The sequence below is a fragment of the Bacillus cereus group sp. BfR-BA-01355 genome, assembly GCF_022663675.1.
In the GTDB taxonomy this organism is placed as follows: Bacteria; Bacillota; Bacilli; order Bacillales; family Bacillaceae_G; genus Bacillus_A; species Bacillus_A thuringiensis_S.
In genome coordinates this window covers 1-26,356 of record NZ_JAKUFY010000075.1, presented here as the reverse complement: position 1 = coordinate 26,356, position 26,356 = coordinate 1, and the positions used below count along the sequence as shown (strand labels likewise).

Below are 26,356 nucleotides of genomic sequence, written 5' to 3'. Positions count from 1 at the left end.
TTATTATAATACGAAACGGATTAAGGCAAAATTAAAAATGAGCCCGGTACAATACCGGACTCACTTTTATCAAGCTGCCTAATGAAATAACCGTGTCTAACTTTTAGGGGTTACTTCAGTGCTCTTTCTATACTCATTAAATTATTTTTCGTTCTCTTCTTTTTCCTTATCAAACCATAATAGCTCATCGTCATCCACTTCACCATTATAATTGATTAAAATTTCTTCTCCCGCTTTTATATCCTTATACGCGAAGAAGTTAAAAGTATGATTCTCGAAGACAATTTCATACGTTGCATTCGGATTATATGCATGATTAAATAACATGCCGTATCCTAACAGGAATGCCGTATGATTTACCCCATACTCAAATGCGTAGTCAGCAAGTAACGTTTTTTCAATGTGTTCATGCTGTTCATTCGGATAAGAGATAACTGGTGCTGAGTGAATCAACTCACCCTTTTTAATATCACGAGTTGCAAATACACCTCTATTAAATTCTCCATCACTAAGTTCAGAAGTCTTAACTTCAATCATATTCGTCACCTATATAATTCTTTCTTTGAAGTATTTTATCCCGCTATTTGCGAGGTTCAACTAATAATCAGTAGGTATTAGTCTCACTTTATCTCCTTAAGCTTGGCAGAAAACGCGCAGAAAAGCAATTAAATTACTATCAAGTATTCATTTAAATGAAAAAAGAGCACACATGGTGTGCCCTTTTCAAGAAATATTACTTTTCTAGAATATCTTCTAGTAACTTCACTTGCTCGCTAACAGTATGTAACGTCTTCACCGATATATCATTTCGATGTTTTTCTTCTTCCACACTCGCTAGCACTTCTTCTGTAGCTGTAGAAGTTTGCTGAATTACGTTAGAAGCATGCGTAACATCCTTTACAATATTCGTCGTTTTAACTTGGAAACTTTCTTGATGAATAACAACCTCTCGCATTACTTTATTAATCGCATCAATAAACTTCCCTAAATCAGTTACGTTTGTTAAAACGCTTGCTAACATTTCGTTACACTCTTCTTGTACTCTTTCTGACTTCTCTACCTGCACTTCTACCTTACTTGCTTGATTACTAAACTCCTTCAAAATCCCTTGAATTCTTCCCGCAGAACGATTTGATTCTTCAGCAAGCTTTAACACTTCACTCGCTACAATAGCAAAACCTTTTCCATGCTCACCTGCCCTCGCAGCTTCAATATTTGCATTTAAAGCTAGCAAACTCGTCTGACTTGAAATATTCGTTATTACATCTACAATTTCATTAATTTGTTTCGATTGCATCATTAAATCTCTAAATATAATTCCAGACTGTGAAACAACATCATTTAAACTTCTCATGTTAGCTTCAAAATTTTTTAAAGTATGTACACTACCTTTTGAAATGTCTAAACTTTCATCCACACGAGCCGATGCAGTTCTTACTTGAGAGATGATTTGTTCAATATTTCCCTCCATATCATTCAATACCTCTACCGAACGATACATCATCTCTGATTGTGATTGCGTACCAACTGCTACCTCTTCAAAGGCAAAATTAATTTCACTCATCGATTCCATCGACGCGTTCATATTTTGCCTTAAATGATTGAAATTACTATCTAGTTTCACAACTGTTTCTTCAATAAGCCTTTGCGTCTCTTCTAGCTCCTGAGCTTTTCTCATTACTTCTTGCTTCTCATCACTTAAATGAAGGAGCAGATTAGAACCGATTTTCGTGACGCCCCACATAGCAATTGTTACAATCGCTAACAAACTTGCAAAATTAGCAGCTTCAGACGAGGCTGTATAAGCAAAAAATTGCTTCGGCCAATAGCTACAAAGAATAAATGTGATCACAACAGCTACCCCGCCAAGAATTAAAATGAGGCGCTCACTTAAGTAAATAAGTGAAACAGCTAATGTAAAATAAACCATTTGAAATACAGCCGGGCTTTCATTAAAAGCTTGTACCATGATGTAAGACATGGTAAGCAACATAAATGTCATGATATATTTATACGCTGATTCCATACTTTTTATAAAAGTAAAAAGCGTTCCAAATGCAACGACAGAAATACCACAAATCCAAAACGCTATTGCTCTCTCTGTAAAAATATATCCATAATACCCAATCGCGATTATCCCAAGGCAGAAACTACAAATCGTTATAAACAGTAATAAATGATTTTTCTGTGATTCTTTCTCAAGGTTAGAAAAACAAGTCCTCTTTAACCACTCCATATGAAGCCCCACCTTCTACTTATACATATCAATTACTTCAGTTTAAATACCGCACTCACTGGGTTATGATCGCTATTTTCAAACTTTAAATCTTTCCCTTGTACATTTACAATCTCTACATTCGGTGAAACGATAAAGCCATCAATAATAGTGACGAAATTTTCACCTTCGACATATTTCTTTACATCATCTCTCACAGTCATAACAGACGGATCTACAGCCCACTTAAAGCCACCGTCCGTAAAATCCTTCGGTAACTCTACTAACCACTCAGGACGCTCTTTCACAAAATTCGGATCACTTAATTGAACGTTCGAAACTAATTGATTCCAATCTCCGCCCATTATTACGTAATCACCATTTTCATAATGCTTGTTCATATATTCTTTTAAATACTCTACTTGCTGTTTTCTAATTTTCCCGCCTTCATCATAAGCAGACAAATGTAGATTTACGAGTCTAACATGTTTCCCATTATTAACAGGAATTTTATATTCCACAATTGCTCGATCTAAATCAAACAAACGCTTTGGCCAAGGCTCCATTCCAGGCAGCTGGAACCTCTTCGCTTCTTGAACAGTGTATTTAGAAAACGTACTTAATCCAGCCTCCGCATATCCCATTGGATTTGTTATTGGCACTGGAACCCATTTCGTATCGTAGTTCTTGCCAAATGACGAAACATAATCAGGTAATCCTTTTTTCAAAAATTCATGTCCATTTACATCAAATGAACGAAGTGACTTTATATCAACTTCTTGTAATAGCGCAAAATCACTATTCTCATTTTGTAAAAACGAAAGCATATTCTTTAAATTAATTTCCGTTTGCTCTTTACTACTTGAACCAGATCCCTTTCCACCATCCATAAAGAAATCTTGATCCTTATCTAACCCAGCATATCCAATATTAAATGTTGTAACTTTAAATTCATTTCCAGTCGCTAATACGCGCTCCTTATTATTCTCCACCTTCAAGCTTATAACATCAGCAGGCTGTTCTTTAGTAAGTGTCATATACGCTAGAAATCCTCCTACAATGCCCGCTAATACTAAAACACATATAAATACCATTTTTAAAAATTTCTTCAAATAAATGACTCCTTTTCACGCGAATTTATTTTTCTTTATTTTCAGTCAAATAAAATAAAACGACACACATAAGAAACATTTTATCATAATTAAAACTGTATATCACTATATTTAGTTGATAAGTAATCGATCTCATTTTAATTACTAAAAAACCTTCAGACATCAAAAAAAGAAAAGTTACACCCACCTCCTCACTAGAAATTAAACGGTATATTTAGTACACTATATGTAATAATCAGAGGCGATGGAGTTCGCCATAACTGCTGCTTAGCTAATGACTCCTACCAGTATAACTACTGGTAGGAGTCTATTTTTTTGAGCAAGCTATTTAAAGAGGTGAAGAAATTGATTTATATTATCGTTGGCATAGCCGGTATATTAGGAGCCCTTTCTCGCTATTATTTAGGTCTTACTATTCATACTTCATGGAATCATTCATTTCCGCTAGCTACATTGCTCATCAACTTACTCGGCTGCTTCCTATTAGCGTGGCTAACTACCTATATCGCTCGGCGAAACATCTTACCATTAGAAATTATCACAGGCATTGGGACTGGATTCATTGGTTCCTTTACGACGTTTTCAACATTTAGTGTAGAAACTGTGCAACTAATCAATCATTCTGAATGGGATACGGCTTTCTTATATGTATCATGCAGCATACTTGGTGGTCTCATTATGTCTGGTCTTGGCTATACACTAGGTGATTTCTTAATTAAGAAACATCTTACGGAAGGTGATCACTTATGATAGAAGCTTTATTAGTGGCAACAGGTGGATTTTTCGGCGCGATTACACGATTTGCAATTAGCAATTGGTTTAAGAAAAGAAATAAAACACAATTTCCAATTGCTACATTCCTTATTAATATAACAGGGGCATTTTTACTTGGATATATAATTGGCAACGGAGTCACTACAGGCTGGCAACTATTATTAGGTACTGGATTTATGGGCGCATTCACTACATTTTCTACGCTTAAATTAGAATCTGTTCAGCTTCTCAATCGTAAAAAACTGTACATCTTCCTTTTATATTTAAGTGCTACTTACATAATTGGTATCGCCTTTGCCTTCCTTGGAATGAAGCTAGGCGGAATATAAAAAAAAGCGACTCTAACCAGTCGCTTTCTTTCATAAGAAGTATGTCCCGCCATATGGAATGGAAAATAAACCAGCTGGATGTACATCGTAATGTACAATTTGCATCGGAAGTTGTGAATACGGCATATACTGACTTTGCATCATTTGTGCAAAATATGCTTGTTGTTGCATTTGAATAGCCTGATTCACAGCATGAATTGTCCCTTGTGCCCCAGCCAGCGTAATAGCTGCTCCTACTTGTCTACCATTATAAAAATAATGATTCATCATGATTCATCTCACTTATTCTTTTTCTTCCATATGGTATGTTTCTATTTCATAGTGAGTGTTTTGTCCCTATTGGTAGCTCCTATCTATTGCCCTTTTTCAGCTTTGAAGTAATAAATCCAAATAGTAATACACCAATACCACTAAGGAACAATACATAACTTATCGGTACTAGGAAAAAGAAAGGTTCTTCAAGGAATCCATCCGCTCCTATTTTACTGTTTGAAGCATGTATAGTTAAAGAAATAATCGCTAAAATCATTAAAGAAATAGCTACTACGTATTTATTTTTCATTTCACATTCTCCTCTACTCATGTAATTCTCCTTAGATCGTTAACATCATATTATCTAAAACAACATTAACAGTCAATAATTATTTATTGTTTAACAATAAATAATTATTGACTAAACTAATAACAAAAAGGTTTACGAAGCATCTTAAATCACTTCGCAAACCTTCTAAATCATAAATATTTACACTTCAAACCTCTTGCTTAATACAACATACATTGCGCAAAATAGCACGAATATCCCAGCATAAATTAATAAAACCTCTACACTAAACATATCCGACAATGGACCAAATATTATTATTCCTAAAGGAAGCGCGCATGAATTCGCAATTTGTACAAGGCTAAACATCCGCCCGTGCATCGATGGTTCTACTTTCTCCTGCAATAACACAGTAACTGGTGTATTGAAGCACGGCATTGTTATACCAATTAAAAAATTAAATACTAAATACATAGTAAATATCGGTGCTATTCCGAGTCCAATCATAAGCAGTCCATATAATGCACAAGCTAGCGCTGTTGTATGCATACGATTAGGAAAACCACCCCACGCCGCAATCAATACGCCACCAGCTGCCGCACCCGCACTAAAGGTCATCTCACTCGCAGTAAGTCTCCACATTTCGGCCCCGAAAGAACGAGTTACCATTAAAGGCGTTAAAAAAGCAGCTGGACTTATTAAAATCATGACGATAATCAATAAAAGGATTAGCCTTTTAATAAATACATTTTCTTTTAAATAAGAGAACCCTTCTTTAATTCCTTGTAGATTAGATTTTTGCTTACTCTCTACATTCACATGTCCTTCGACCTGAATAACAAACATAATACTAATTCCAAACATGGCTGTAATAACATCAATAAAAAATGTTGTTTCAATGCTGGCAATAGAAAGAATCGCAGCACTTGCTGCTGGAGAAAGAAACATAATTAAAGATGTAATACTGCTATTTATTCCATTTACTTTCATAAGATACTCTTTCGGAACGATTTGCGGAATTAATGCATTCACAGCTGGCGTTTGTACTCCTGTTCCAGCTGAACGAATGAGTAACACAATAAAAAGTAACCAAATACTTTTATATCCTGTTAAAAATAAACTTGCTAAAACTAACGTCGCAATCGCTATAACCCCATCCGATAACATAATCATCTTTTTACGGTCATAACGATCAATCCAAACACCTGCAAACAAAGATATCGCAATTTGTGGTAGAAAACCGCAAACAGTTGAAATAGTCAACATCACTCCTGATGATGTTGTAAGGGTGATATACCATATAATCGCGTATTGCACGAGAGAGGAACCGAACAACGAAATAGTTTGAGCGGTCAAAAATAATATAATTTTCGTTTTCCAATTGTTTTCACTCATATGTTTCACACCCCCTTAACTAATCCTGTCTCTATATCAAAGATGCTATCTGCCCAATCAAGATAAAAACTTGCTTCGTGAGATACGAGTATAATGCTGCCCTTAAACTGAATTAGCGCCTTTTGCAAAGCTTCCTTCGCTTCTGCATCTAAATGATTTGTCGGCTCATCTAAAATTAAGAAGTTACAAGGTGATAGTAATAATCCGCACAGTTTCACCTTCGATTGTTCACCACCACTTAACGTCCGAATTTCTTGCGAAACGTGCGTATCCTTCACACCACACGCAGCTAAATGATGGCGTATTTCCTTCATATTCAGTTTAGGAAACTGTTCTGAAATAATTTGAAGCGGCGTTAAAGAATCATTGCTCCAATTTAAATCTTGCTCATAATATCCAATCTTTATTTGCTCTGAAAAGTGAAACTCTCCAGAAATGCTAGCAATATTTCCAACGATTGTTTTTAATAAAGTAGATTTCCCTACTCCATTGAAACCTGTAATAACAAGTTTTTGCCCACCCATTACTGAAAAATTTAACTTTGGTAAGAGAGCGAAATCGTAACCAACTTCAAGGTTATTTACTTCAAGAACTGTCTGAACTGAAATGGGAAGTTCCTGAAAATGAATAGACGGTTTATGAGTAAAACTTGGTGGCGCAATTCTTTCCATACGCTCCAATTGTTTTCTACGACCTTGCGCTATTTTTGAATTCACCCCAGCAATATTTCTACGAATATACTCTTCCGTTTTTTCAATTTTCTTTCGCTGTGCATAATATTGGCGAATATAATCTTTTCGCAAATGCTCCTTTTGTCTTACAAAATCTGAGTATTTTCCGTAATACTTCTTAACCGTTCCGAACTCTACATCACATATGCAAGAAGTTACCTTTTCCAGAAAATCAAAATCATGTGATACGACAATAAACGCTCCTTCAAAATTCATTAAATAATTAGCAAGCCACTCCACATGCTCCTTATCGAGAAAATTCGTCGGTTCATCTAGTAATAAAATAGTAGGCTCTTCTAATAAAAGCTTTGCTAAAATTACCTTTGCACGCTGCCCTCCGCTTAATTCACCAATAACACGATCCATCCCAATCGCATCAATACCTAAACCGGCTGCCACCTTATTTATTACGCTGTCTACTGAATAAAAATCACGAGCCTCAAGCTGTTCTTGTATTTCAGCTGCTTTCAATAGTTGATTCTCATCTCCAGTCATCGCACTTTCTTCATATAACTTGTTCATTCTCTTTTCCATTTCATACAAATCATAAAAGGCTCTCTTTACATATTGTGAAATGGTATAACCCTCATCAATTTCTGCGTATTGATCAAGATGTCCAATTTGAATATTGGGTTGCCACTTTATGTCTCCCTTATCAGAAATAATTTCTCCCACCAATATTTTCATTAATGTGCTTTTCCCTGCACCATTCTGTCCAACAATTCCCATATGCTCGCCTTTATGCAAATCAAAAGAAGCATTTTCGTATAATACTTTATCAATAAAACTATGTGATAAACTTTCAACTTTAAGTAAACTCATTTTTATTCCTCTTTTCCTGAAATTAAAAAAAGCAGAGAGATAGCGTCATTCGACACTAGCCCTCTGCTTCGTGGTTTTTCCCATACTACTCCAATTTACAGTAAAAGCTCATCGGAATAATATACACAAAGGGCCATAGACAAAGCATTGTCTATGGCCCCTTAATCTATTTTATACATCAACTGAAAAACCATAACCAAATAAGCATAGATAAACTATACTTTTTTAGAAAAGTTATTCAGTCGATGAATATAGGGATTTATGCCCCTTGATTAAGCTCCGTACAACGCTTCACCGTATACATTTGTGCGGAGCAAAGTTTTCTAATGAGTTTTACAAATTTTATATAAAGCATGTTCTGCACCTTCCTTAATACTTAAAAGGGATTTTAGCATATGGTTTTACGAAGCGTCAACATTACTTCCGAATCTTTCAACTACTTGCTTTCAAAATATTGCTTCTGAAACATACACATTCTTATCGCATTATGATAGTTACCATCAACGAAAAACTCATCGATAAGCTCACCTTCTACCATAAATCCAACTTTTTTATAAACATGGACTGCTTTCTCATTTTCCTTATCCACAACTAAATATATCTTATGCATATTTAATACAGCGAAAGCATAATCCATCGCTAAACGCGTCGCCTCTGCTGCATAACCATATCCTTGATAATTTGGATCAATAATAATTTGGAATTCTGTTCTACGATGAATATAATCGATTTCTACTAACTCAACTAATCCAACCATCTCATTGTCTTTCTCAACGATAAATCGGCGTTCGCTTTGATCATGTATATGTTTATCGTATAAGTCTTGCAGCTCCACAAATGCCTCATACGGCTCTTCAAACCAATACGACATAATATGGGCATTATTATTCAGTTCGTGTACAAACTTTAAATCTTCTCGTTCTAATGGACGTAACTTCAATTCCTGATTCATTCCTATAACCTCCAAGTAAAAGAAACCTCTTCACTTAATTTCTCAATTTTTTTCGATTTCAAACGCCCTAATTTCATTGTAAACTTTCAAGCAACTTGAAGGTCAAGATGTAAAAAAGTAGTGCAAACTTACGTCTGCACTACTACTCTTTTCTCAAATCTCTCATATTCGATATGTATAAAGCAATAACTAAAACAAGAATTGCTCCTGCGTATAATAACGTCTCCATCGGTTCCTCATGAGACACAATAATCAACCGAATTAAAGCCGTAATTCCGATATAAATAAAATAACGTAACGGGAAATGATAATTCGATTTAAAATACTTAATAATTAATGCAATAAACTCGAAGTATAAGAAATAGACGATGATACTTTCAACCAATTTATAAGACGTATACTCTTTTGACGAAAAAATATACTGCACAAACGTGATCGTCTCATTCACTAAGAAAATCGATAACACAATGGATAATATAATTAAAGCTATATTTAATATCCATTGCAAAATACTAGCTATAACATGATCGATATTAAACGACTTCATTTTATCTTTAAACTCCCCTTCGTATAAGTACTTATTTATTATAGCAAAATTACGATTGGAAAGAAGTTAAATCATATATTCGTCCTTTGTTGTTGCCAGTATAGGCCAGATTTAGTGTGTGGAGAATTCTGTTTACAACCATACCTGACGAAACATGGAGAAACTCTTTCAAATTACCGTTCGTACATGTCGTACTAATGAGCAATGCATAATCTCGTATAGCACCCTCATGTGCCACTTTTGAAAAATCTTTACAACTTGTACAACGCCAACCCTTCTTAACTTTAACCATTGGAATAACTAAGCATTTCTCACATTGTACTCCATTTAGCAACTCCTCTTTTTCTATTTTATATTGCTCAAGTATATTTTGTTGAAGTGGAGAATGCTCCGCTATTATTTGATGAATGAGCCTATCTACATTATCTATAACTTTTTTCTTATATTTACTTTTAAACCACTTTATTTTATGAGGTAGATTTGCACTATGAATAATTGTATGAAGAAGATTGTCATCTGAAGATTTTATAATGGTACGAGGCGAGCTAATAACAACGAGGGACTCGATTGGAAGACTAGAAGAAAATCCATGTAAGCTTAACCATTTTTTAAGTTGTATTTCCTGCCTTTTTATTTGTAAAACAGGGTCTGGAAATCCCTCTGAATTTCCTTCTGTTATTCGGATAAGTTGATTAAACTTTGTATCAAATATTAATGTACCTGCTATATTTTTTATCTCAAGAAACAGAAGAAACTTTGTGGAAATGATAATAGTATCAATTTGAAAGTATTGATCATGATTAGATAAGCGAACATCATGTAAAACACTGTACTCTTTCTCAGAAATAAAACTAAGTGGATAATCAATCGCTTGCTCCCCTTTATACCCCGCCATGTGTTTTGCCAAGTTTTCTCCAATTATATTTCGTTTCGGATGATGTACAGGTAACCTTCTAAGAAGCGCTTCTAACTGTCTTATATAAATCGGTATTTTTCTTTCTTTCACAATCACCTCAAACACCCCTTTACAAATATATCAACGATTTTTTCAATATATCTATCACAACTAGCAATATATCAACGATTTTTCCAATATATCTATCATAACTCACAATATATCAACGATTTTTCTAATATATCGATCGGTCGACAATATCCGACACTACCTCACTTCAATCACTCACAGCATATCCTAGAAAAACACCTTCAGCAAAAACTTAAAATCGCATTTCCTCATAAAAAAACCATAACCCGATCCTCCAGCAAAGTTATGGTTTTTATCCTACAACGCCACTCTACCTATAACTTTGCCGTGAATTCCACAAAATCCATTTGTGCCTATACCAACTTTCACCTTTTTCACAATGAAACTATATACGTTAAAATCGTTTCATAACGCTATTACTTCCGCATACCTACACTTTATATAATAACGGTACAGTTCAAACAACGTACTGTACAAATATATGTGGGGGGATTAACTATGAACGAAGCGTTACTATTAGTCGACATACAAAATGATTACTTTGAAGGTGGCAATATGGAATTACATCAACCTGAAAAAGCCGCACAAAAAGCGAAAGAAGTTTTGAGAGTATTTCGCGAAAAGCATAAAACAGTTATTCACGTACAACATATTGCGAACAACGAAGGGGCTACTTTCTTCTTACCCGATACAGTAGGTGTTCAAATTTATGATGATGTACAACCGATTGCTAACGAAAGAGTCATTCAAAAACATCATCCTAACAGTTTTTTAAGAACAAATTTATTAGAAACATTAAAGACAGAAAAAATAGATCAACTAGTCATTTGCGGTATGATGACTCATGTATGTATTGATGCAACAGTACGCGCTGCCAGTGACTTCGGATTTCAATGTATTGTAATTGAAGATGCTTGTACAACAAAAGATTTAGAATTTCAAGGAAATCTAATCCCCGCAGTACACGCTCATCAATCGTTCATGAGTGCATTAGAGTTTGGTGATATTTATGCAACAGTCATGTCAGCAAACTGTTTTATAAACAAGAGCAAATAAAAAATTACAGTTCAAAAAAAGAAAGGATAAATATCTTATTCTTTCTTTTTTTCCATTGTCTTAATGACCGTATTTATACGATAATCACCATAATGTAAAACATCTGCAAGAGTCTCTTCTAATTGCTGATGCGAAGATGTGTGAAGAGTCATGACATAGCACCCATCGCCGCTTATACGATACATTCCAGTAATTACGTCCGTTTTTTCAAAAAAGTTTTGAATTTGATTATGATAGTGCGGTGCATGCAAAAATAGTGTAACAAAGGTCATAATAGATCCTTCTAGCTTAGCCCTGTTGATATTTATCGTATATTTTTGAATGACACCTGCCTCTTCTAATTTATGAATTCGTTTCCCGACAGCCTGACCAGTCAAATGTACTATCTCCCCAATTTCCTTCCAGTTCATTCTAGCGTTTTCTTGTAGTAATTGTATAATCTTAAAATCTGTTGAATCAAACATGGACATCCCCTTCCTATACGAAACGAATTCTATAAAATCTTCATTTCCCCTACAGTTTTGCTCGAAAATTTTGCAATACAATCGATTGGCTCCATTAGGAATTACATTATTGTTAACGACTTTCCTTCTTCATTACAATGTATTTGTTGGATTACTCGTAGGCACTACAACAAGCTAGCGATTTTTTATAAATATGAACATTTTTTAGGAATTAGTTTATCTTTTTTTAATGTTTTATTTAGAGGCAGTTTATAGTCGGGTATTAACATAAGAAACGTAGCAACTAAGTTCATATATGACGCACTGCTACTATAATCGCAAACCGTACTAAAATAAGGAGACGATAAAACATGAACAAAAAAACAAAAGCACTATCATCCGTACTGCTCGGATTCACATTAGCATTAACAGGGTGTGCTGGTACTAAAGCTGAAGAAAATCATAGTAAACAAAAACAAGAACAAGTTGCTAAAGAAACAAAAAAGGAAAATAAATTAACTAAAGGGCAAAAAATGGCTAATATTCTTAGCAAGACAAATTGGCAAGGTACACGAGTGTATGACAAAGATAAGAATGACTTAACAAAAGAGAATGCAAACTTCATTGGTCTTGCAAAATATGATGCGAAGTCAGGCAGATATGAATTTTTTGATGCTAAAACAGGTGCAAGTCGTGGCGATAAAGGAACTTTCTTTGTCACAAATGATGGGAAGAAGAGAATATTAATTTCAGAATCAATGAAGTATCAAGCTGTCGTTGACATGACAAAACTAAATAAAAATGTATTTACTTATAAACGAATGGGGAAAGACGCTAACGGTAAAGATGTAGAAGTTTTCGTTGAACATGTTCCATATAAAGAAAAAGAACTTTCTTTCACTGATCCGGACAAGCAGCTGAACACGACTACAGGAGATATTGTTAAAAATGTTGATGGAGATAAAATTTTAGGCGGTACCCTTTGGCACGGAACAAAGGTATTAGACGAAGCTGGTAACGATGTAACACAATTTAATTCGAATTTTATAAGTCTAGCAAAATTTGATGACAAATCTAATAAATATGAGTTCTTCAATAGCGAAACAGGTCAAAGCCGCGGTGATTATGGCTACTTCGATGTTGTACATGAAAATAAAATAAGAGCCCATGTTTCAATTGGAAATAATAAATATGGTGCTGCTCTTGAACTTACTGAACTAAATAAGAATAAATTTACGTATAAAAGAACTGGTAAAGACCAAGCTGGTAAGGATATAACTATATTCGTTGAACATGAACCTTATAAAGGGGATATGAAACCACAATTTAGCTTTTAAAAACGTTTAATTAAAGATCCTGTACTGAGTTGCAAGATCTTCCTTAAGACAAAATCATTTATGATTCTCTTGAAAGAAATCGTCTCATATCCCCCCTCAACACTTCAGCTTAATTGTTGAATATAACAACTTTAAAAAGCCTTACTACACATAAATTGTAGTAAGGCTCTGACTATTTAAGATAAACATTAAACGACTTCATTATCTCTATACAAATAAAGTTTAGCAAATAACGTTACTATCTCCTCCAAAGAAAAGAAACCTTATTTCAACTTTCCTATTGATAAGTTAACACGATAGTTCCCGTATTTTAATAGTCGTCCTAGAAAGTTATCTAAGTCTTCGTTGGAAGCAAAATGTGTTTTTAATAAATAACACCCCTCACCACTTATACGGTGTACTTCAGAAATCCCTTCTTCTCCTTGAAAGAAATTCATAAACTCTTGGTGATTAGCTGTTGTTACGAACAAAGTAACAAATGCAGTCACTACTTGTCCTAATTTGATTCGGTTTATTGCAATTGTATACTGTTCAATAATCCCTAAATCCTCTAATCTTCGAATTCGATTTCCTACAGCTTGCCCCGTCATATGTATTTTTTGGCCAAGTTCTTTCCATTGTATTCTTGAGTTTTCTCCTAATAATTTCAGTATCTCAAAATCTGTTTGATCAATGATATAAACCAATCCTTTCACCGTGAAAGTAGAAAGCCCGAAAGTGTTTCGCCAACTTATTCTGCTTATCGATACAATTCACTATACTTAGTTTATCCTCTTACATCACATTATTTATCAGCTATATTTACTTATAACACAGAGGACACAACAAAAAAATACATCTAGATTTAAAGGAGGTTACAAATATGTTATTACAAGAAATTCTATCGTTCAATGAACATTTTGTAGAAAATAAGGAATACGCTCCTCGTGAAGCGACAAAAATGCCTAAAAAACGTATGGTTGTTGTTTCTTGCATGGATGCTCGTTTAATTGAGCTACTTCCAAAAGCATTAGATATACACGATGGTGATGCAAAGGTTATCAGAAATGCAGGTGGTAAAATTGCTTCTGCTTTCGATAGTGTTATGCAAAGTGTTGTAGCATCAGTATACGATTTAAATGCAGATGAAATCTTCCTTATTGGACACCATAGATGTGGCGCGAGCCAAACGAATCCAAAAGGAACACTTCAAAAAATATTAGATCGCGGAGTAGCTTCATCAGAAATTTTATCAGCGATTGAATATGCTGGTATTGACCTTGAAAAATGGTTATTCGGATTCGATGATGTTTGCGACTCAACGCAAGCTAATGTTGATTTAGTAAGAAATCATCCACTTATCCCAAAAGATGTTCCTGTACATGGTTTAGTTATTGACCCTCACACAGGTAAATTAGATGTAGTGGTTGATGGATATAAAGCGTTAAATAGTAAAACAAAATAATAATTATCACGTATATGAAGGGAAGTTATGAGATATGAAAAAACAAGTATTAGATATGAATAGACAAGAAGCTACGCAAAAAATTTTAGCGGCAAAAATTGAAAAAGGGTTAACTTGGGAAGAAATTGCAAAAGTAAGTGAACACTCTGAGACTTGGGTTGTAACAGCGTTATTAGGACAAGCTACAATGACACGTCCAGAAGCAGAAAAAATTGGTAAACTATTAAAATTAGATGAAGAAGTAGTTCAAGCATTAACAGTAGTTCCACTTCGCGGCCAAGTGATGGAAATGCCTCCTACGGACCCGATTGCATATCGTTTATATGAAATGATGTTACAATATGCACCAACTATTAGAGAGTTAATCTTAGAAAAAGCGGGCGAAGGTGTAATGAGTGCGATTAACTTCAACCTAGGTGTGGATACACAAGAAGATCCAAAAGGTGGCGATCCTCGTATCGTGATTACACTTAATGGGAAATTCTTACCATTCCGTACATGGTAATTAATTAAAAATCTATCTATATAATTAAAATAATTTTATAGATTTAATAAATCCATCCTTTTTAATCTAACTGTGTAGAAAGGATGGATTTTTACTATGAGATTCTTTTTCGGCAAAGGAGAATAATATGAATAAAAAACACTTTGATACGAGTTTTAGTATTCTACAATGGTTTGTGTTTCTATTAACAAATGCAATTGCGTTACCTATCATTATTGGTGGCATATTCCATTTACCAGTAGAGGATGTCTCAACATTAATGCAGCGGACTTTTTTAGTCGTGGGAGTAAGTTCGTTTCTACAAGCTTGGTTTGGGCATCGTTATCCCATTGCGGACGGGCCAGCCGGTTCATGGGTAAGTATATTTGTCATATTGGGACAAGTCGCTATGCATCAGGGACAAAGTGCAAAAGACGTATTGCAACTTTTAGAAGGCGGATTAATTATTGCAGGTATATTACTCTTCTTTCTTGGTATAACAGGGCTTGTTCATCGAATCTTACGCTTATTTACACCCTTGGTTACAGGAACCTTTCTTTTAATATTATCTCTTCAGCTTAGTGGTGTGTTACTAAAAGGAATGATAGGATTACAAGGATCTGCAACCCATCCTGACTATACAACAGCTACTATTGCTCTCTTTGTTTTTTCCCTTATTACTTTCTTATCAATTAAAGGGAAAGGATGGATGAAAAGTTACGCTGTGTTACTTGGAATTTCATGTGGTTGGCTTTTGTATGCAGTATTAGGAAAATCATCTCATATCCCTTCGCATACAACGCTAGTTAAGTTACCAGAGATATTTGCTTGGGGCACACCTAGATTCGATATTGGAATGACTCTAACTGCAACTTTATTTACATTTCTTTTAGTTGCAAATACAATCGCTGCTATTTCGGCTGTAAAACAAGTGGCTCCATTATCTAAAGAAAATGAAAAGCAAACACTGAACCGTGGTGTATGGGTCGGAGGTATATCACATATTATCTCGTCGTTGTTCTCTACAATTGGAATTGTACCATTACCTGCATCAGCAGGATTTATCCAACTAACAGGACAAAGAAAAGTGAAGTCTTTCCTTATAGCAAGTCTTATATTAGCAGGAATTTCTTTTATTCCCTCAATTGTAAACTTTATATCCTTGCTACCAGGACCTATTGCTAATGCTGCACTTTTAGCTACATTTGTCCAAGTAATAGGCATTTCATTTCAATCCATTTTACGTGAAGATTTAAATCAACGCCGATTAACTATATTAGGAATTTCATTATTAATCAGTTTGGGAATATTGTTTCTTCCAGAAAGTGCATTTAGCGGAGTTCCTTCTTCCTTACAATATGTTTTAAGTAATGGCTTACTTGTGGGTACCATGCTTGTCATTCTATTAGAACAATTTTGGAAAGAGTAAAAAGCGCCCTACTTATAGGGCGCTTTTTTTATAACTAATGACTAATACTAGCAGTTGGATATAATGTTGTTCCTCCAATTGAAACTTTTATTTCATTTGTTAATGGAACGTTTTGTTCATTAATAATTGTTCTCCACCATTCCCATGCAAGACCTGTACATTCTCTTGCTACAATTTTTATATTTTTTGAGTTCGGTGGAAGAGGGATAACTGTAGAGTAATGAGCCGTTTTGTCTTTTCCGCTACCATCCCATGTTTTATGTGTTAGTACTTCGTTACCCTTTTGGTCAAATGTGAATTCATCCCAAGATACATCAAATTGAGCAACGTAAGCACCGTAATGATCAAGTGTCATTTTAGCACTTGAATATTCTGTAGTTGTCGTCTCAATATAATCTGTATTGTTATGAACAGCGGCAGTTGCATTATCTTTTAAGAAAGTGCTTGTATATGAAATTGGATATGCTGGATTTTTAAGACTTAATTCAGCATTATCTTTAATGATATTTCGGATTTCATTGAAATCTTTAGTAACAACCTTGTTATGCTCTTTCGCATCTCCGCCTAATACTACAGCAGTAAAGGTACTTTCTTCAAAAATATCTTTATACTGTCCACTCGTTTCGACGCTGTTATTCTTAAGTAAGGCTTTAAAAGCAGCTTGTACATCTTTACTCTTAGATGTTGTTTCTAATTTTACATAAACGGTTCTACCATAAGCTACATTTGAAACCATAACAGGTGGAGCCGAATTACTTACACCTTTACGAGTTAACTCGTCAAAAGTAACACTATTATCAAAAAGATCGGATGGATTGTTAGGTAGTTCAGCACTTACCGTATAAAATATTTGCTTATATGCCGCTACCATCACTTTCTTCTCTCCATTTGCAACCGCATTAAAATCAATGTTTAGACTGTTATCAAGATATTTAGCGTTAACATTAAGAGCACTTGCGATTTGTGATTTACTATAAACCATAGATTCTGTATACTGCATTCTTGCAGGTAACGTATGTGTTGTAGAATACTTTTCATTCCAAGTAGATACTAAATCGTCTACTGCTCCAGCTACATTACCATATGTCGGATTTTGAACAGTGATTGTATTTTCTTTTCTCATGCCAGGTAAGTCTATACTAATATTCAAAGGCTTTCTCTTAGCCACTAATAAACTCGGTTGATTGTCTGCAAAAGCTTTATTTGCAAGTTGTACAGCTCCTGGATACGTGCGATTCACTACAGAATCAATAATTGAAATATCGACCGGTGACGTTGTAAGTGATTTTTTCTCGCGTTCCACTACTACAAATTTACCATTTGAATTGATACTTTCTTTCGGAACAAAACTCTCTACTTTATCACCATTTACAGCTAAAACCTCTTGATTATTATATTTAAGATTTGCTATACCAGTATCAATGCCACTAGCATTTTTAGTTACATCAGTTACATTACTTGCTTGTGTTTCTGCGAAGGAAATAGATGAATAATTAATAGTGCATAAACTAACTAATAAACATGCAAGGAACTTTCTTCTTTTAGTGTTTTTCTTAATATTCAGAAAAATCACCCCGTTCTTTTTTTAGTAAAATATGATAATGATTGATAAATGATAGCTAATTAATAAACTTACATAAATGCTTTTAAAAGTTCTTGAATTAACGGGATTACGCCACCTACAAATTTTAAAACTGCCATTGCGATTTCCATATTATTTCCTCCTTTTTCTTGCTACGATAATGTGGTTTATCTTTATGCCCTCATTATAGTGACACCTTACACTTTTATCAATACACTCTGATATGCAATATTACATATCAAAAACAAACTGAATTCTTTTAAAAAGTTATACAGAGATATTTTTTTCGTTTGGTACATACTTGAAAAGGTGAAGCATTCTTTTGCATTTTATGAGTAATCACATAAAAAAAGTTGCTGCCTATAAAATACAGACAGCAACTTCAACTAGAGTGTCTTGCATAATCTACGCAAGACATTTTATAACTAATAAACTGCTATTGGCCCATAAGGACCATTAATAATTTCTATTTTTGTTTCAAAAATATCTGTCAAAAGTGTTGGATCCATAACCTCTTCTACTGTTCCAAAAGCAGCAATTTGTCCATCTTTCATAGCACAAATTTTATCAGAGTATTTAGCCGCAAAATTTATGTCATGCATGACAGTCAAAATTGTTCGTCCAAATTCATTAGCTGCACGTCTCAAATGCTCCATCATTTGAACAGAACGAGCAACATCAAGGTTGTTCAAAGGTTCGTCCAAAAGTACATATTCCGTCTCTTGGCACAATACCATCGCTACATATGCCCTTTGTCTTTGACCACCAGAAAGCTCATCTAAATATCTATTCTCTAAACTAGTTAAATCTAAGAAATCAATATATTTAGAAATGATAACCTCATCTTCTTTAGTCAATCTTCCCTTTGAATAAGGAAAGCGCCCAAATCCAACTAATTGTCTAACAGTAAGCCTAGTTACAAAATGATTTTCTTGTCGCAATATAGTCAAAATTTTTGCTAAGTCTTTTGATTTGGATTCAGAAACATCCATATTTGCTACCTGAATTTGACCTTCATCCATATCTAAAAGTCTTCCAATCATCAAAAGTGTCGTAGACTTTCCAGCGCCATTTGGTCCAATTAAAGAAGTAAAGCCTGCTTTTGGTATTTCAATATCCAAAGGTCCTATCTTCACCTTATCAGTATAGAACTTTTTAACATTATCAATTTTTATCATAAAGCCCTCTTCCTTAAAACTATAGTTAAGAATATGATTCCACCAAATAATTCAATAATAACTGAAACTACACCTTGAGCATGGAATACATGATACATTAAAAAGTATGCACTCGTCATTATTAAAAATCCTATAGCAAAAGCCATCGGAAAAATGTATCTATGATCATAAGTTGACGCTGCCTGATAACTCAAAGTTGCTACTAAAAAGCCGTAGAAAGTAAGTGGTCCAATTAGAGCTGTTGAAATAGACATCAAAATAGCTACTAATACAAGCGTATAAATTACACTAGGTTGATATTTAACACCAAAAGAAGTAGCAACATCTTTTCCTAGTGACAAAACATTCAAATTCTTAGAATGAGCCAAAATTAATACTGCTACAATTATGATCATAGGAATTACAAAAGGAAAATATGCAGGATCTGCATGATTAACAGAACCAAATAATCTTGCTTGTAAAATATCAAATTCTGAAGGCGCAAGTAGTTTTCTCATGAAAGTTGACACTGAATTTAGCCCGGTACCAATAATAATTCCAACTAAAAGCATAAGTTGTAAATTCCCGTATTTACCGGAAAGTAACCATCCATAAAGTATCAAACTCATGAAGACCATAACAACAACTTGGAATAAAAATGATCCAATTCCATTAAAATTTATTAATGCACTAGCACCAAAGAAGAATATTGTACTCGTTTGAATTGCTGAATAAAGTGATTCGAAACCTAAAAGCGATGGAGTAATAATTTTATTATTCGTAATAGATTGGAAAGCAACTGTCGACAAGCTATGGCAAACTGCAGCGATAATCATTGCAACAATAGCTACTATCCTTCTCTTAACGACTGGGATAAAAGAAGGTGAATCTATCGGAACTGGATTGTTATAAACTAAAAGTCCATATGAAGAAAGGAGACCTAAAGCAATCAATGTAATCAGTAAAATCCAATAACGTCTTGCTTCCTTCTTAGACCGAAAAGCGCTAGCTGATCTACTTTCATTATGAAGGCTAGAATCGATTTCGACATTTTCTTTTTTTCTATATTCTAATGTGATCATCGTAGCCTCCTTGGTTTTCTTTGTCTCAATAAAATAGTAATAAACACGACTGCTCCCACTGTTGCAAGTATTAAAGAAACAGGTAATTCAAAAGGCTGTATAATTGTTCGAGAAATGATGTCACAGGCAGTTATTGACCCCATTCCGATCACACAAACCCAAGGTAAATTACTCCTAAGATCATCACCTCTAAACATTGAAACGATATTTGGCACAATTAATCCTAAGAAAGGTAAGTGTCCAATAACAGCTGCAACAATTCCAACTGCAACAGATATAAGAGCAGTCCCAAAAAGAACAATTCTATTGTAATTAACTCCAAGGCTTGTTGCGACATCTTCTCCTAGTCCAGCTAAAGTCAATCTATTAGCATACATAAAAATAAGAAAAGTAATGATAACAATCAGCCATAAATATTCATATCTTCCTACCTGAACGTTCGCAAATGAACCTACGAACCAAGTTTCAATACTTTGCGTCTTTTGAAAAAGGAGTCCCAAAAAAGTAGACACTGCAGAAATAACTGCTCCAAGCATCAATCCAATAATCGGGACAATTAAAGACGAACGAAGCTTAACTCTTCTTAAAAATAGAAAAAAAATCATAGTTCCTATAAAAGAAAAAATGATTGCACCAGTCATTCTTTGAACTAAAGTTGGGGCAGGAAATAGTAAATACACAAAAAGCAGGCCTAAGCCTGACCATTCAATAGTCCCTGTTGTAGTAGGTTCAACAAAGCGATTCTGTGTAATGAGTTGCATTACGAGCCCTGCCATCGCCATTGCAGCTCCAGTAAGCATTAATGCAACTGTTCTTGGAACACGAGTGATGAAAAACATCTCCATTCCGTCCTCTTGTCCACGTATATCATAAACTCCAGTAAACAGTGATATAATCCCTAAAATTAGAACAACTATAATCGCTATTATAAAAGGTTTTGTCCATAATTTATTGTGATTATAAAACTGGGGTTGAGAAATATTCTCAACCCTAGAAATTATATTTTTTGACACTGCTTCGTACTCCTTTACACTACTTAGCTAAAGTTTTTGAAATATTTCCAAATAACTCTATATAAGTTTGAATTGATTCATTTGTGTAAGTATCTTCTGGTGCATAAATAACCTGGTTTTTAGAAACAGCAGTTGTGTTTTGAAGAGCAGGTGATTTAGAAATAACATCCTTAGCTGGAGCTGAAGTGGCTGCATCAGATGTTGCAGCATCACGATCTAATACGAAAATCCAATCAGGATTTGTTTGTGCAATAGCTTCAACAGAAACGTCGTCACCTTTATGACCTGCAGTAGAATTTGAAACTTCTAATGCTGGAGTCCAACCGAAAATTTCATACATTGGTCCCCAAACACGACCAGAGTGCGGCGCAGCAAAACCGATATTCCCACCAGTAACGATAACACTCATAACTTTATCTTTTCCGTTATAAGCAGATTTTGCGTTTTCAATAGATTTATCAAAATCAGCTACTAATTTTTTAGCTTCTTTATCTTTATCAAAGATTTTCCCTAAAGTAACTGTAGAATCTTTAAGTCCTTTTACTAAGTTTTCGCCAGGCTTAGTAGCCTTCTCAGATACATCAACATTAAGATCAATAACAGCTGCATTTGGTACTAATTTTTTGATTTCTTCGTAATGACCAGCAAATCTTTGACCAACGATTACAAGTTCAGGATTTGCAGCTGCAATAATTTCAAGATTTGGTTCACGGTGATTTCCAATGTTTTGAACTGAATCATCCTTTTTATATGCTGAATCTGCAGGCATGATATCCTTTGGAGCAGCCGCTAATTTAATTCCCCAATCAGATAAAGTTTCAAAAGTTCTGTTATCCAAAGCAACTACATTCTTTGGGTTTACAGGGACTTTAACAGTTCCATGAGCATCAGTGATTTCAACCGTTTTTGTCTTATCACTACCATTATCTTTATTAGCTTTTGACTCTTTAGTATCATTACTTGGATTTGAGCAAGCTACTAACATTAAAGTAAAAATTGCTAGAATACTCACTAATTTTAAAAGCATAGATTTTTTCATATGTATACTCCTTATAGTGTAATTTATTTCGAAAATGATGACATCCATAGATTGAATTAGAAATTAACTTTTATTCAATTGAATCGCTATTGATAATCATTTTCATTTGAACATCCTGTTAATTAGTATAGTCATTAATTCTGTGAAAATCTTGTGAATGGTGTGAATTCATAAAATCAGGCACCAAAAGTAATATGTGAAGTCAGGCGTGTTGATTAATCATGATTTCCTCTACAAAACACGCTCATTAATAGCTAATATTTTTATAATCCATTTTTTTACGTCTTTTAATACTTCTAAGAAACTATTTGATTATTAGATTCAATAGAAAAAAGAGTAAAACTGAATGAAACAGTTTTACTCTTTTTTCTATTACCTTATTTTATCATTCAATCATTGAATAACCTCTACCATGTATCGTTTGAATATATCTGTCTTTCTTCTCGCACTTTAACTTTTTTCTTACATACCCAATATATAAATCTACTACATTTGGATTTACTACTACGTTATATCCCCAAACTTGATTCAAAAGCATTTCACGGCTTAATATTGTGTTTTTATTCTTGATTAAAAATACAAGTAAGTCGTACTCGCGCTTAGTAAGCGAGAGGTTTTCGCCACCTTTTTTCACAATATTGCTAGATGCATCAACAAAGAGATCTTTAAACTGAAAAAAATTCGTCTCATTTTGCTGGTTACAATCACTTCTCCTTAAAATAGCTTGAACCCTTGCTACTAATTCTTCTTTCACAAATGGTTTTCTTATATAATCATCTGCACCTGCTTGTAGCCCTGCCACGCAATCCTCGCTAGAAATATTGTCGGTCACAATAATTATCGGTGTCGTTTTAACAAGTCGTATTTGTCTGCAAATTTCCGGTCCCGATATACTTAATGAATCCCAATCCAATACGATAATATCCCAATCTTGTTCATATATTATATTTAAACCTTCGTTTTCATTGTGAAGTTTTAAAATGAAATAGCCTTCTTGCGTTAGACCGCTTACGATTTTCTTCGCTAAAGACCTTTCATTCTTAATTACTAACACCTGCCTCACCGATGGTTCACCTCTACTTCAATATAACTTATTTAGATAAAAAAATTATCCCGAAAAAACAATTTAAGATTTATAAATTTAAGATTCCTAAATAATCCATTAAAACAGCTTATTAGGAGAACTCTATATAATCTTACAATAGGTATGGTTAAAAACACAAAACATATGAAGATTGTAATAAATTAAAATTTTAATACAAACTCACCAGTTGGGCGTTTACTAGCAGCTATAGTACCTCCCTACTTATCATCAATAACCATTTTTTTATTCTCTGTTTCAGGGATACCGTCCCATCAACTTATACATTTTATAAAACTACAAAACAAAATACGGTATTTTTTCTATTGCTTTAAACCTAGAAGCCAAACCGCTTCGATATTTTCTGAATATTATGGGAGGATGTAAATACTGTGAACACGGTATATTTAGTGTTTAATTGACCTTATAATAAAAAACAGCGCGCTAAATTAATTTGAAAGGTGCAAAAACATGATTACAAATCAACAATTAGTCATAAACAATTTGGAAGAAAAATTAAAAATATTTACTCATGCAGTTAGTGGAGAACTTACAAAAGAAGAAGATTTCATCATAGCAAATACAGACATTCCTACTGATACATTCAATGTAGTATTGCCAAAATCTCCAAATATCAAAAATGCAGGTAAGATTAGACATGGAATCGATAATTTTTCATATAAAAAATATCCCTTTAGTATTTGGATTGATGCTCAGTATTTAACCGAGGATTGGACAAAACTTATGCAAGAATATGACCTAGAAGAAGCGGAACATAATGTGATGATGAAGCTTGAAAATACTCTTAATGTTGGTCAAAGAATTTCCGATCAACTTATGATTACTAATGTAAAAAATAATGAAGAACTTTTAAAATATATAGACGTATTCATGAGCTTATTTGAGGGTACACCAGAAAAAGACGCATTAGAAAGTTATTTTAATAAGTTTTCTCAAGTAAAATTAGGTTCAGAAGTTCAAATGTTTATTGGATGCATAGATGAAATGCCTGTAACTACTGGTTTATTAATAGAAAGCAAAGATAGTTATGGTATTTATGATGTGATGACAAAAGAAACATTTAGAAGTAAAGGAATTGGCAGTGAAATGTTTCAATTTCTTCTAAATCAAACAACGGATAAACAAAAACCAGTTGTATTACAAGCTTCAGATGATGGGAAAAATATCTATAAGCGATTTGGATTTATGGATGTCGGGGAAATGGTTGTATTTGAATAAGGGGTTTTCTTATTCATCTATAGAGCAGGGTTCTTGAGCTACATAGATAGGAAATGATCCAAGTTTTTATAAAAGAATAAACTAATTGAAAATATTAAGAGCGTGTTTTGACCGATTTTTTTCAAAACACGCTTTTTTATTTATCAAGGTTATTTGCTTAATTTGAACAAACTTTATTCTAAAACAACCTTAATTAAAATTACTTCCAAGAAGCATATCTTTGCATAACAAAAAAGGAAGCATAAACCTGCATTTTATGCAAAGTTATGCTTCCTGTTATATACAAAATAAAAAACCACCAAATATGTATTGGTGGAGACGGTGGGAGTCGAACCCACGTCCAAAAATATCGGCACTTAAGCTTCTACGAGTGTAGTCGATATATTAGCATTTCGCGAACTCTTCGGCCTATCGACAGGCTTCCAAGTTGCTAGTCTGATTGTTCTCTTCCTTCGCCCTCAGACGGCGAACTCCGGCGTAGTCCACTTAGTTTGAGTCCCTTATCCTACCACATGGACGATGGAGGGAGGAACCTTTAGTGCAATTAAGCAGCTAAAGAAAGATTGTTTTGTTTGCCAATTATAGGCTTTGACGTTTTAACGAGGCCGATCCCCTCGACTCGCAACCTAAGCTCGAACTATCCCTGTCGAATCCGTAACGTCCCCATGATAAAAATGGAGCATACGAAGAAAATATCGTGATAGCTACTAAGAGCTGTTTTTCAATGTGCAACAACCTTACATAAGTTATTATAACATACGCGCGCCGTTTTACAAATGTAAATATCTGTATTACATCTTTTGACGATCACGGAACACGCGTGCAATTTCACGTTTCGCTTCTTTCTCTTTTAAATCGTGACGTTTATCATATTGTTTCTTACCTTTTGCTAAACCAAGTGCCATTTTTGCAAATCCATTTTTTAAATAGATTCTAAGTGGAACTAATGCGTAACCTGTTTCTTTTGCAGCGCCCGCTAGCTTATCAATTTCTTTTTTATGAAGAAGTAATTTTCTCGTGCGAAGCGGATCATGGTTGAAACGATTCCCTTGTTCGTACGTATTAATGTGCATATTATGAACCCATACTTCACCATTATGTACACGTGCAAACGCATCTTTCAAGTTTACGCGTCCAGCGCGAATTGACTTAATTTCCGTTCCTTGAAGGACAAGCCCTGCCTCGTATGTTTCTTCAATGAAATAATCATGAAATGCTTTTTTATTTTGTGCAATAACCTTACCTGTACCCTTTGGCATATAACGTCCCTCCTCTATTTTTACTATTGTAACAAATGTTAATAAAAAGCGGAAGTGGCTCGCTCAGAATGTGAGGTGGATGGAGCTTCTGACCTTGAGGCGCTCTTTGCCTCTCGGGAAGAAGTGAAGCCGCCGAACATTCTAGCCACTGTAGCTGGATTCCATTAGAAAGCGGAAGTGGCTCGCTCAGAATGTGAGGTGGATGGAGCTTCTGACCTTGAGGCGCTCTTTGCCTCTCGGGAAGAAGTGAAGCCGCCGAACATTCTAGCCACTGTAGCTGGATTCCATTAGAAAGCGGAAGTGGCTCG

General features: G+C 34.4%; 28 protein-coding genes, 1 other RNA gene and 1 riboswitch. Of the genes, 9 read left to right on the top strand and 20 right to left on the bottom strand.

The features are described from left to right. Positions 1–82 (top strand): IS3 family transposase (locus MR167_RS21535; RefSeq protein ID WP_144465893.1); only part of this gene is annotated, 82 nt, incomplete at its 5' end. A 59-nt stretch (positions 83–141) separates the two neighbouring features. Here MR167_RS21535 and MR167_RS21530 read toward each other — a convergent pair. From MR167_RS21530 to MR167_RS21520, 3 genes are all read right to left on the bottom strand, one after another. Further along, positions 142–537: an SET domain-containing protein gene (locus MR167_RS21530; RefSeq protein WP_000573651.1), complete on the bottom strand. Its 396-nt coding sequence runs from the start codon at positions 535–537 to the stop codon at positions 142–144. A 196-nt stretch (positions 538–733) separates the two neighbouring features. Next, a complete protein-coding gene (locus tag MR167_RS21525; RefSeq protein ID WP_242315443.1) occupies positions 734–2,236 on the bottom strand; it encodes a DUF4077 domain-containing protein in 1,503 nt (500 codons plus the stop codon). Positions 2,237–2,268: 32 nt separating this feature from the next. Continuing rightward, positions 2,269–3,327 (bottom strand): endonuclease/exonuclease/phosphatase family protein, encoded by a 1,059-nt coding sequence (locus tag MR167_RS21520; protein WP_242315442.1) that lies wholly within the window; start codon positions 3,325–3,327, stop codon positions 2,269–2,271. Positions 3,328–3,558: 231 nt separating this feature from the next. Further along, a riboswitch (Fluoride riboswitch) is annotated at positions 3,559–3,618 on the top strand. Positions 3,619–3,672: 54 nt separating this feature from the next. Between MR167_RS21520 and crcB (MR167_RS21515) the strand changes: the two genes are divergently transcribed. Together crcB (MR167_RS21515) and crcB (MR167_RS21510) are read left to right on the top strand one after the other, a co-directional pair. Continuing rightward, the gene (gene crcB, locus MR167_RS21515) at positions 3,673–4,077 is read left to right on the top strand and encodes a fluoride efflux transporter CrcB (RefSeq protein ID WP_000639338.1); all 405 of its coding nucleotides are present in this window, start codon (positions 3,673–3,675) and stop codon (positions 4,075–4,077) included. Further along, positions 4,074–4,430 (top strand): fluoride efflux transporter CrcB, encoded by a 357-nt coding sequence (gene crcB, locus MR167_RS21510; RefSeq protein WP_000568584.1) that lies wholly within the window; start codon positions 4,074–4,076, stop codon positions 4,428–4,430. The genes crcB (MR167_RS21515) and crcB (MR167_RS21510) overlap by 4 nt, the downstream gene beginning before the upstream one ends. 30 nt (positions 4,431–4,460) lie before the next feature. Here crcB (MR167_RS21510) and MR167_RS21505 read toward each other — a convergent pair whose 3' ends face one another. The 7 genes from MR167_RS21505 to MR167_RS21475 form a co-directional block, all read right to left on the bottom strand. Beyond that, a complete protein-coding gene (locus tag MR167_RS21505) occupies positions 4,461–4,700 on the bottom strand; it encodes a DUF3947 family protein (protein WP_000980956.1) in 240 nt (79 codons plus the stop codon). A gap of 79 nt (positions 4,701–4,779) precedes the next feature. Further along, the gene (locus MR167_RS21500; RefSeq protein ID WP_000086300.1) at positions 4,780–5,013 is read right to left on the bottom strand and encodes a DUF3955 domain-containing protein; all 234 of its coding nucleotides are present in this window, start codon (positions 5,011–5,013) and stop codon (positions 4,780–4,782) included. A gap of 159 nt (positions 5,014–5,172) precedes the next feature. Further along, the gene (locus MR167_RS21495) at positions 5,173–6,366 is read right to left on the bottom strand and encodes an MFS transporter (protein ID WP_140153118.1); all 1,194 of its coding nucleotides are present in this window, start codon (positions 6,364–6,366) and stop codon (positions 5,173–5,175) included. Between the two features lie 5 nt (positions 6,367–6,371). Next, positions 6,372–7,919 carry an ABC-F family ATP-binding cassette domain-containing protein gene (locus MR167_RS21490; RefSeq protein ID WP_044783103.1) on the bottom strand — a complete coding sequence of 516 codons (1,548 nt, stop codon included), beginning with the start codon at positions 7,917–7,919 and terminating at the stop codon, positions 6,372–6,374. Between the two features lie 436 nt (positions 7,920–8,355). Continuing rightward, a complete protein-coding gene (speG, locus tag MR167_RS21485) occupies positions 8,356–8,871 on the bottom strand; it encodes a spermidine N1-acetyltransferase (protein ID WP_061666149.1) in 516 nt (171 codons plus the stop codon). 142 nt (positions 8,872–9,013) lie between these two features. Beyond that, entirely contained in the window at positions 9,014–9,418 is a 405-nt protein-coding gene (gene psiE, locus MR167_RS21480) for a phosphate-starvation-inducible protein PsiE (RefSeq protein ID WP_000834707.1), read from the bottom strand. A gap of 49 nt (positions 9,419–9,467) precedes the next feature. Continuing rightward, complete coding sequence (locus tag MR167_RS21475; RefSeq protein ID WP_242315444.1) at positions 9,468–10,424, bottom strand: nuclease-related domain-containing protein; 957 nt, start codon at positions 10,422–10,424, stop codon at positions 9,468–9,470. Between the two features lie 477 nt (positions 10,425–10,901). Between MR167_RS21475 and MR167_RS21470 the strand changes: the two genes are divergently transcribed. Beyond that, positions 10,902–11,459 (top strand): cysteine hydrolase family protein, encoded by a 558-nt coding sequence (locus tag MR167_RS21470; RefSeq protein ID WP_001001093.1) that lies wholly within the window; start codon positions 10,902–10,904, stop codon positions 11,457–11,459. A 35-nt stretch (positions 11,460–11,494) separates the two neighbouring features. Here the strand turns inward: MR167_RS21470 and MR167_RS21465 are convergent, their stop codons facing one another. Then, positions 11,495–11,923 carry an Lrp/AsnC family transcriptional regulator gene (locus tag MR167_RS21465; protein WP_242315441.1) on the bottom strand — a complete coding sequence of 143 codons (429 nt, stop codon included), beginning with the start codon at positions 11,921–11,923 and terminating at the stop codon, positions 11,495–11,497. Between the two features lie 350 nt (positions 11,924–12,273). Here MR167_RS21465 and MR167_RS21460 point away from each other — a divergent pair, with 350 nt between their 5' ends. Further along, positions 12,274–13,239 (top strand): DUF4822 domain-containing protein, encoded by a 966-nt coding sequence (locus MR167_RS21460; RefSeq protein WP_042596471.1) that lies wholly within the window; start codon positions 12,274–12,276, stop codon positions 13,237–13,239. Positions 13,240–13,502: 263 nt separating this feature from the next. On the opposite strand, the gene MR167_RS21455 is transcribed toward MR167_RS21460, so the two are convergent. Next, positions 13,503–13,934 carry an Lrp/AsnC family transcriptional regulator gene (locus tag MR167_RS21455; protein WP_002008929.1) on the bottom strand — a complete coding sequence of 144 codons (432 nt, stop codon included), beginning with the start codon at positions 13,932–13,934 and terminating at the stop codon, positions 13,503–13,505. 167 nt (positions 13,935–14,101) lie between these two features. Here MR167_RS21455 and MR167_RS21450 point away from each other — a divergent pair, with 167 nt between their 5' ends. The 3 genes from MR167_RS21450 (at position 14,102) to MR167_RS21440 (ending at position 16,596) form a co-directional block, all read left to right on the top strand. After that, positions 14,102–14,683, top strand: a complete 582-nt coding sequence (locus MR167_RS21450; RefSeq protein WP_000926482.1) for a beta-class carbonic anhydrase — start codon at positions 14,102–14,104, stop codon at positions 14,681–14,683. 55 nt (positions 14,684–14,738) lie between these two features. Next, positions 14,739–15,188, top strand: a complete 450-nt coding sequence (cynS, locus tag MR167_RS21445) for a cyanase (protein ID WP_097981417.1) — start codon at positions 14,739–14,741, stop codon at positions 15,186–15,188. Between the two features lie 127 nt (positions 15,189–15,315). Beyond that, complete coding sequence (locus MR167_RS21440) at positions 15,316–16,596, top strand: purine/pyrimidine permease (RefSeq protein WP_127726023.1); 1,281 nt, start codon at positions 15,316–15,318, stop codon at positions 16,594–16,596. 34 nt (positions 16,597–16,630) lie between these two features. On the opposite strand, the gene alo is transcribed toward MR167_RS21440, so the two are convergent. From alo to MR167_RS21410, 6 genes are all read right to left on the bottom strand, one after another. Continuing rightward, the gene (gene alo, locus MR167_RS21435) at positions 16,631–18,169 is read right to left on the bottom strand and encodes an anthrolysin O/cereolysin O family cholesterol-dependent cytolysin Alo (RefSeq protein ID WP_000576735.1); all 1,539 of its coding nucleotides are present in this window, start codon (positions 18,167–18,169) and stop codon (positions 16,631–16,633) included. Between the two features lie 434 nt (positions 18,170–18,603). Continuing rightward, complete coding sequence (locus MR167_RS21430) at positions 18,604–19,356, bottom strand: iron ABC transporter ATP-binding protein (RefSeq protein ID WP_000590056.1); 753 nt, start codon at positions 19,354–19,356, stop codon at positions 18,604–18,606. Beyond that, complete coding sequence (locus tag MR167_RS21425) at positions 19,353–20,417, bottom strand: iron chelate uptake ABC transporter family permease subunit (protein WP_242315440.1); 1,065 nt, start codon at positions 20,415–20,417, stop codon at positions 19,353–19,355. The genes MR167_RS21430 and MR167_RS21425 overlap by 4 nt, the downstream gene beginning before the upstream one ends. Beyond that, positions 20,414–21,430, bottom strand: a complete 1,017-nt coding sequence (locus MR167_RS21420; RefSeq protein WP_000041823.1) for an ABC transporter permease — start codon at positions 21,428–21,430, stop codon at positions 20,414–20,416. Before MR167_RS21420 ends, MR167_RS21425 begins: the two co-directional genes overlap by 4 nt. A gap of 19 nt (positions 21,431–21,449) precedes the next feature. Beyond that, entirely contained in the window at positions 21,450–22,469 is a 1,020-nt protein-coding gene (locus tag MR167_RS21415) for a siderophore ABC transporter substrate-binding protein (protein WP_000749440.1), read from the bottom strand. Between the two features lie 385 nt (positions 22,470–22,854). After that, positions 22,855–23,532, bottom strand: coding sequence for a response regulator transcription factor (locus MR167_RS21410; RefSeq protein WP_001250260.1), 678 nt, complete (start codon positions 23,530–23,532; stop codon positions 22,855–22,857). A 489-nt stretch (positions 23,533–24,021) separates the two neighbouring features. Between MR167_RS21410 and MR167_RS21405 the strand changes: the two genes are divergently transcribed. After that, entirely contained in the window at positions 24,022–24,789 is a 768-nt protein-coding gene (locus MR167_RS21405) for a GNAT family N-acetyltransferase (RefSeq protein WP_242315439.1), read from the top strand. A gap of 310 nt (positions 24,790–25,099) precedes the next feature. On the opposite strand, the gene ssrA is transcribed toward MR167_RS21405, so the two are convergent. Together ssrA and smpB are read right to left on the bottom strand one after the other, a co-directional pair. Beyond that, positions 25,100–25,454: a transfer-messenger RNA gene (gene ssrA, locus MR167_RS21400) on the bottom strand. A 126-nt stretch (positions 25,455–25,580) separates the two neighbouring features. Next, the gene (gene smpB, locus MR167_RS21395; RefSeq protein ID WP_001123920.1) at positions 25,581–26,048 is read right to left on the bottom strand and encodes an SsrA-binding protein; all 468 of its coding nucleotides are present in this window, start codon (positions 26,046–26,048) and stop codon (positions 25,581–25,583) included. Positions 26,049–26,356: the final 308 nt, after the last annotated feature.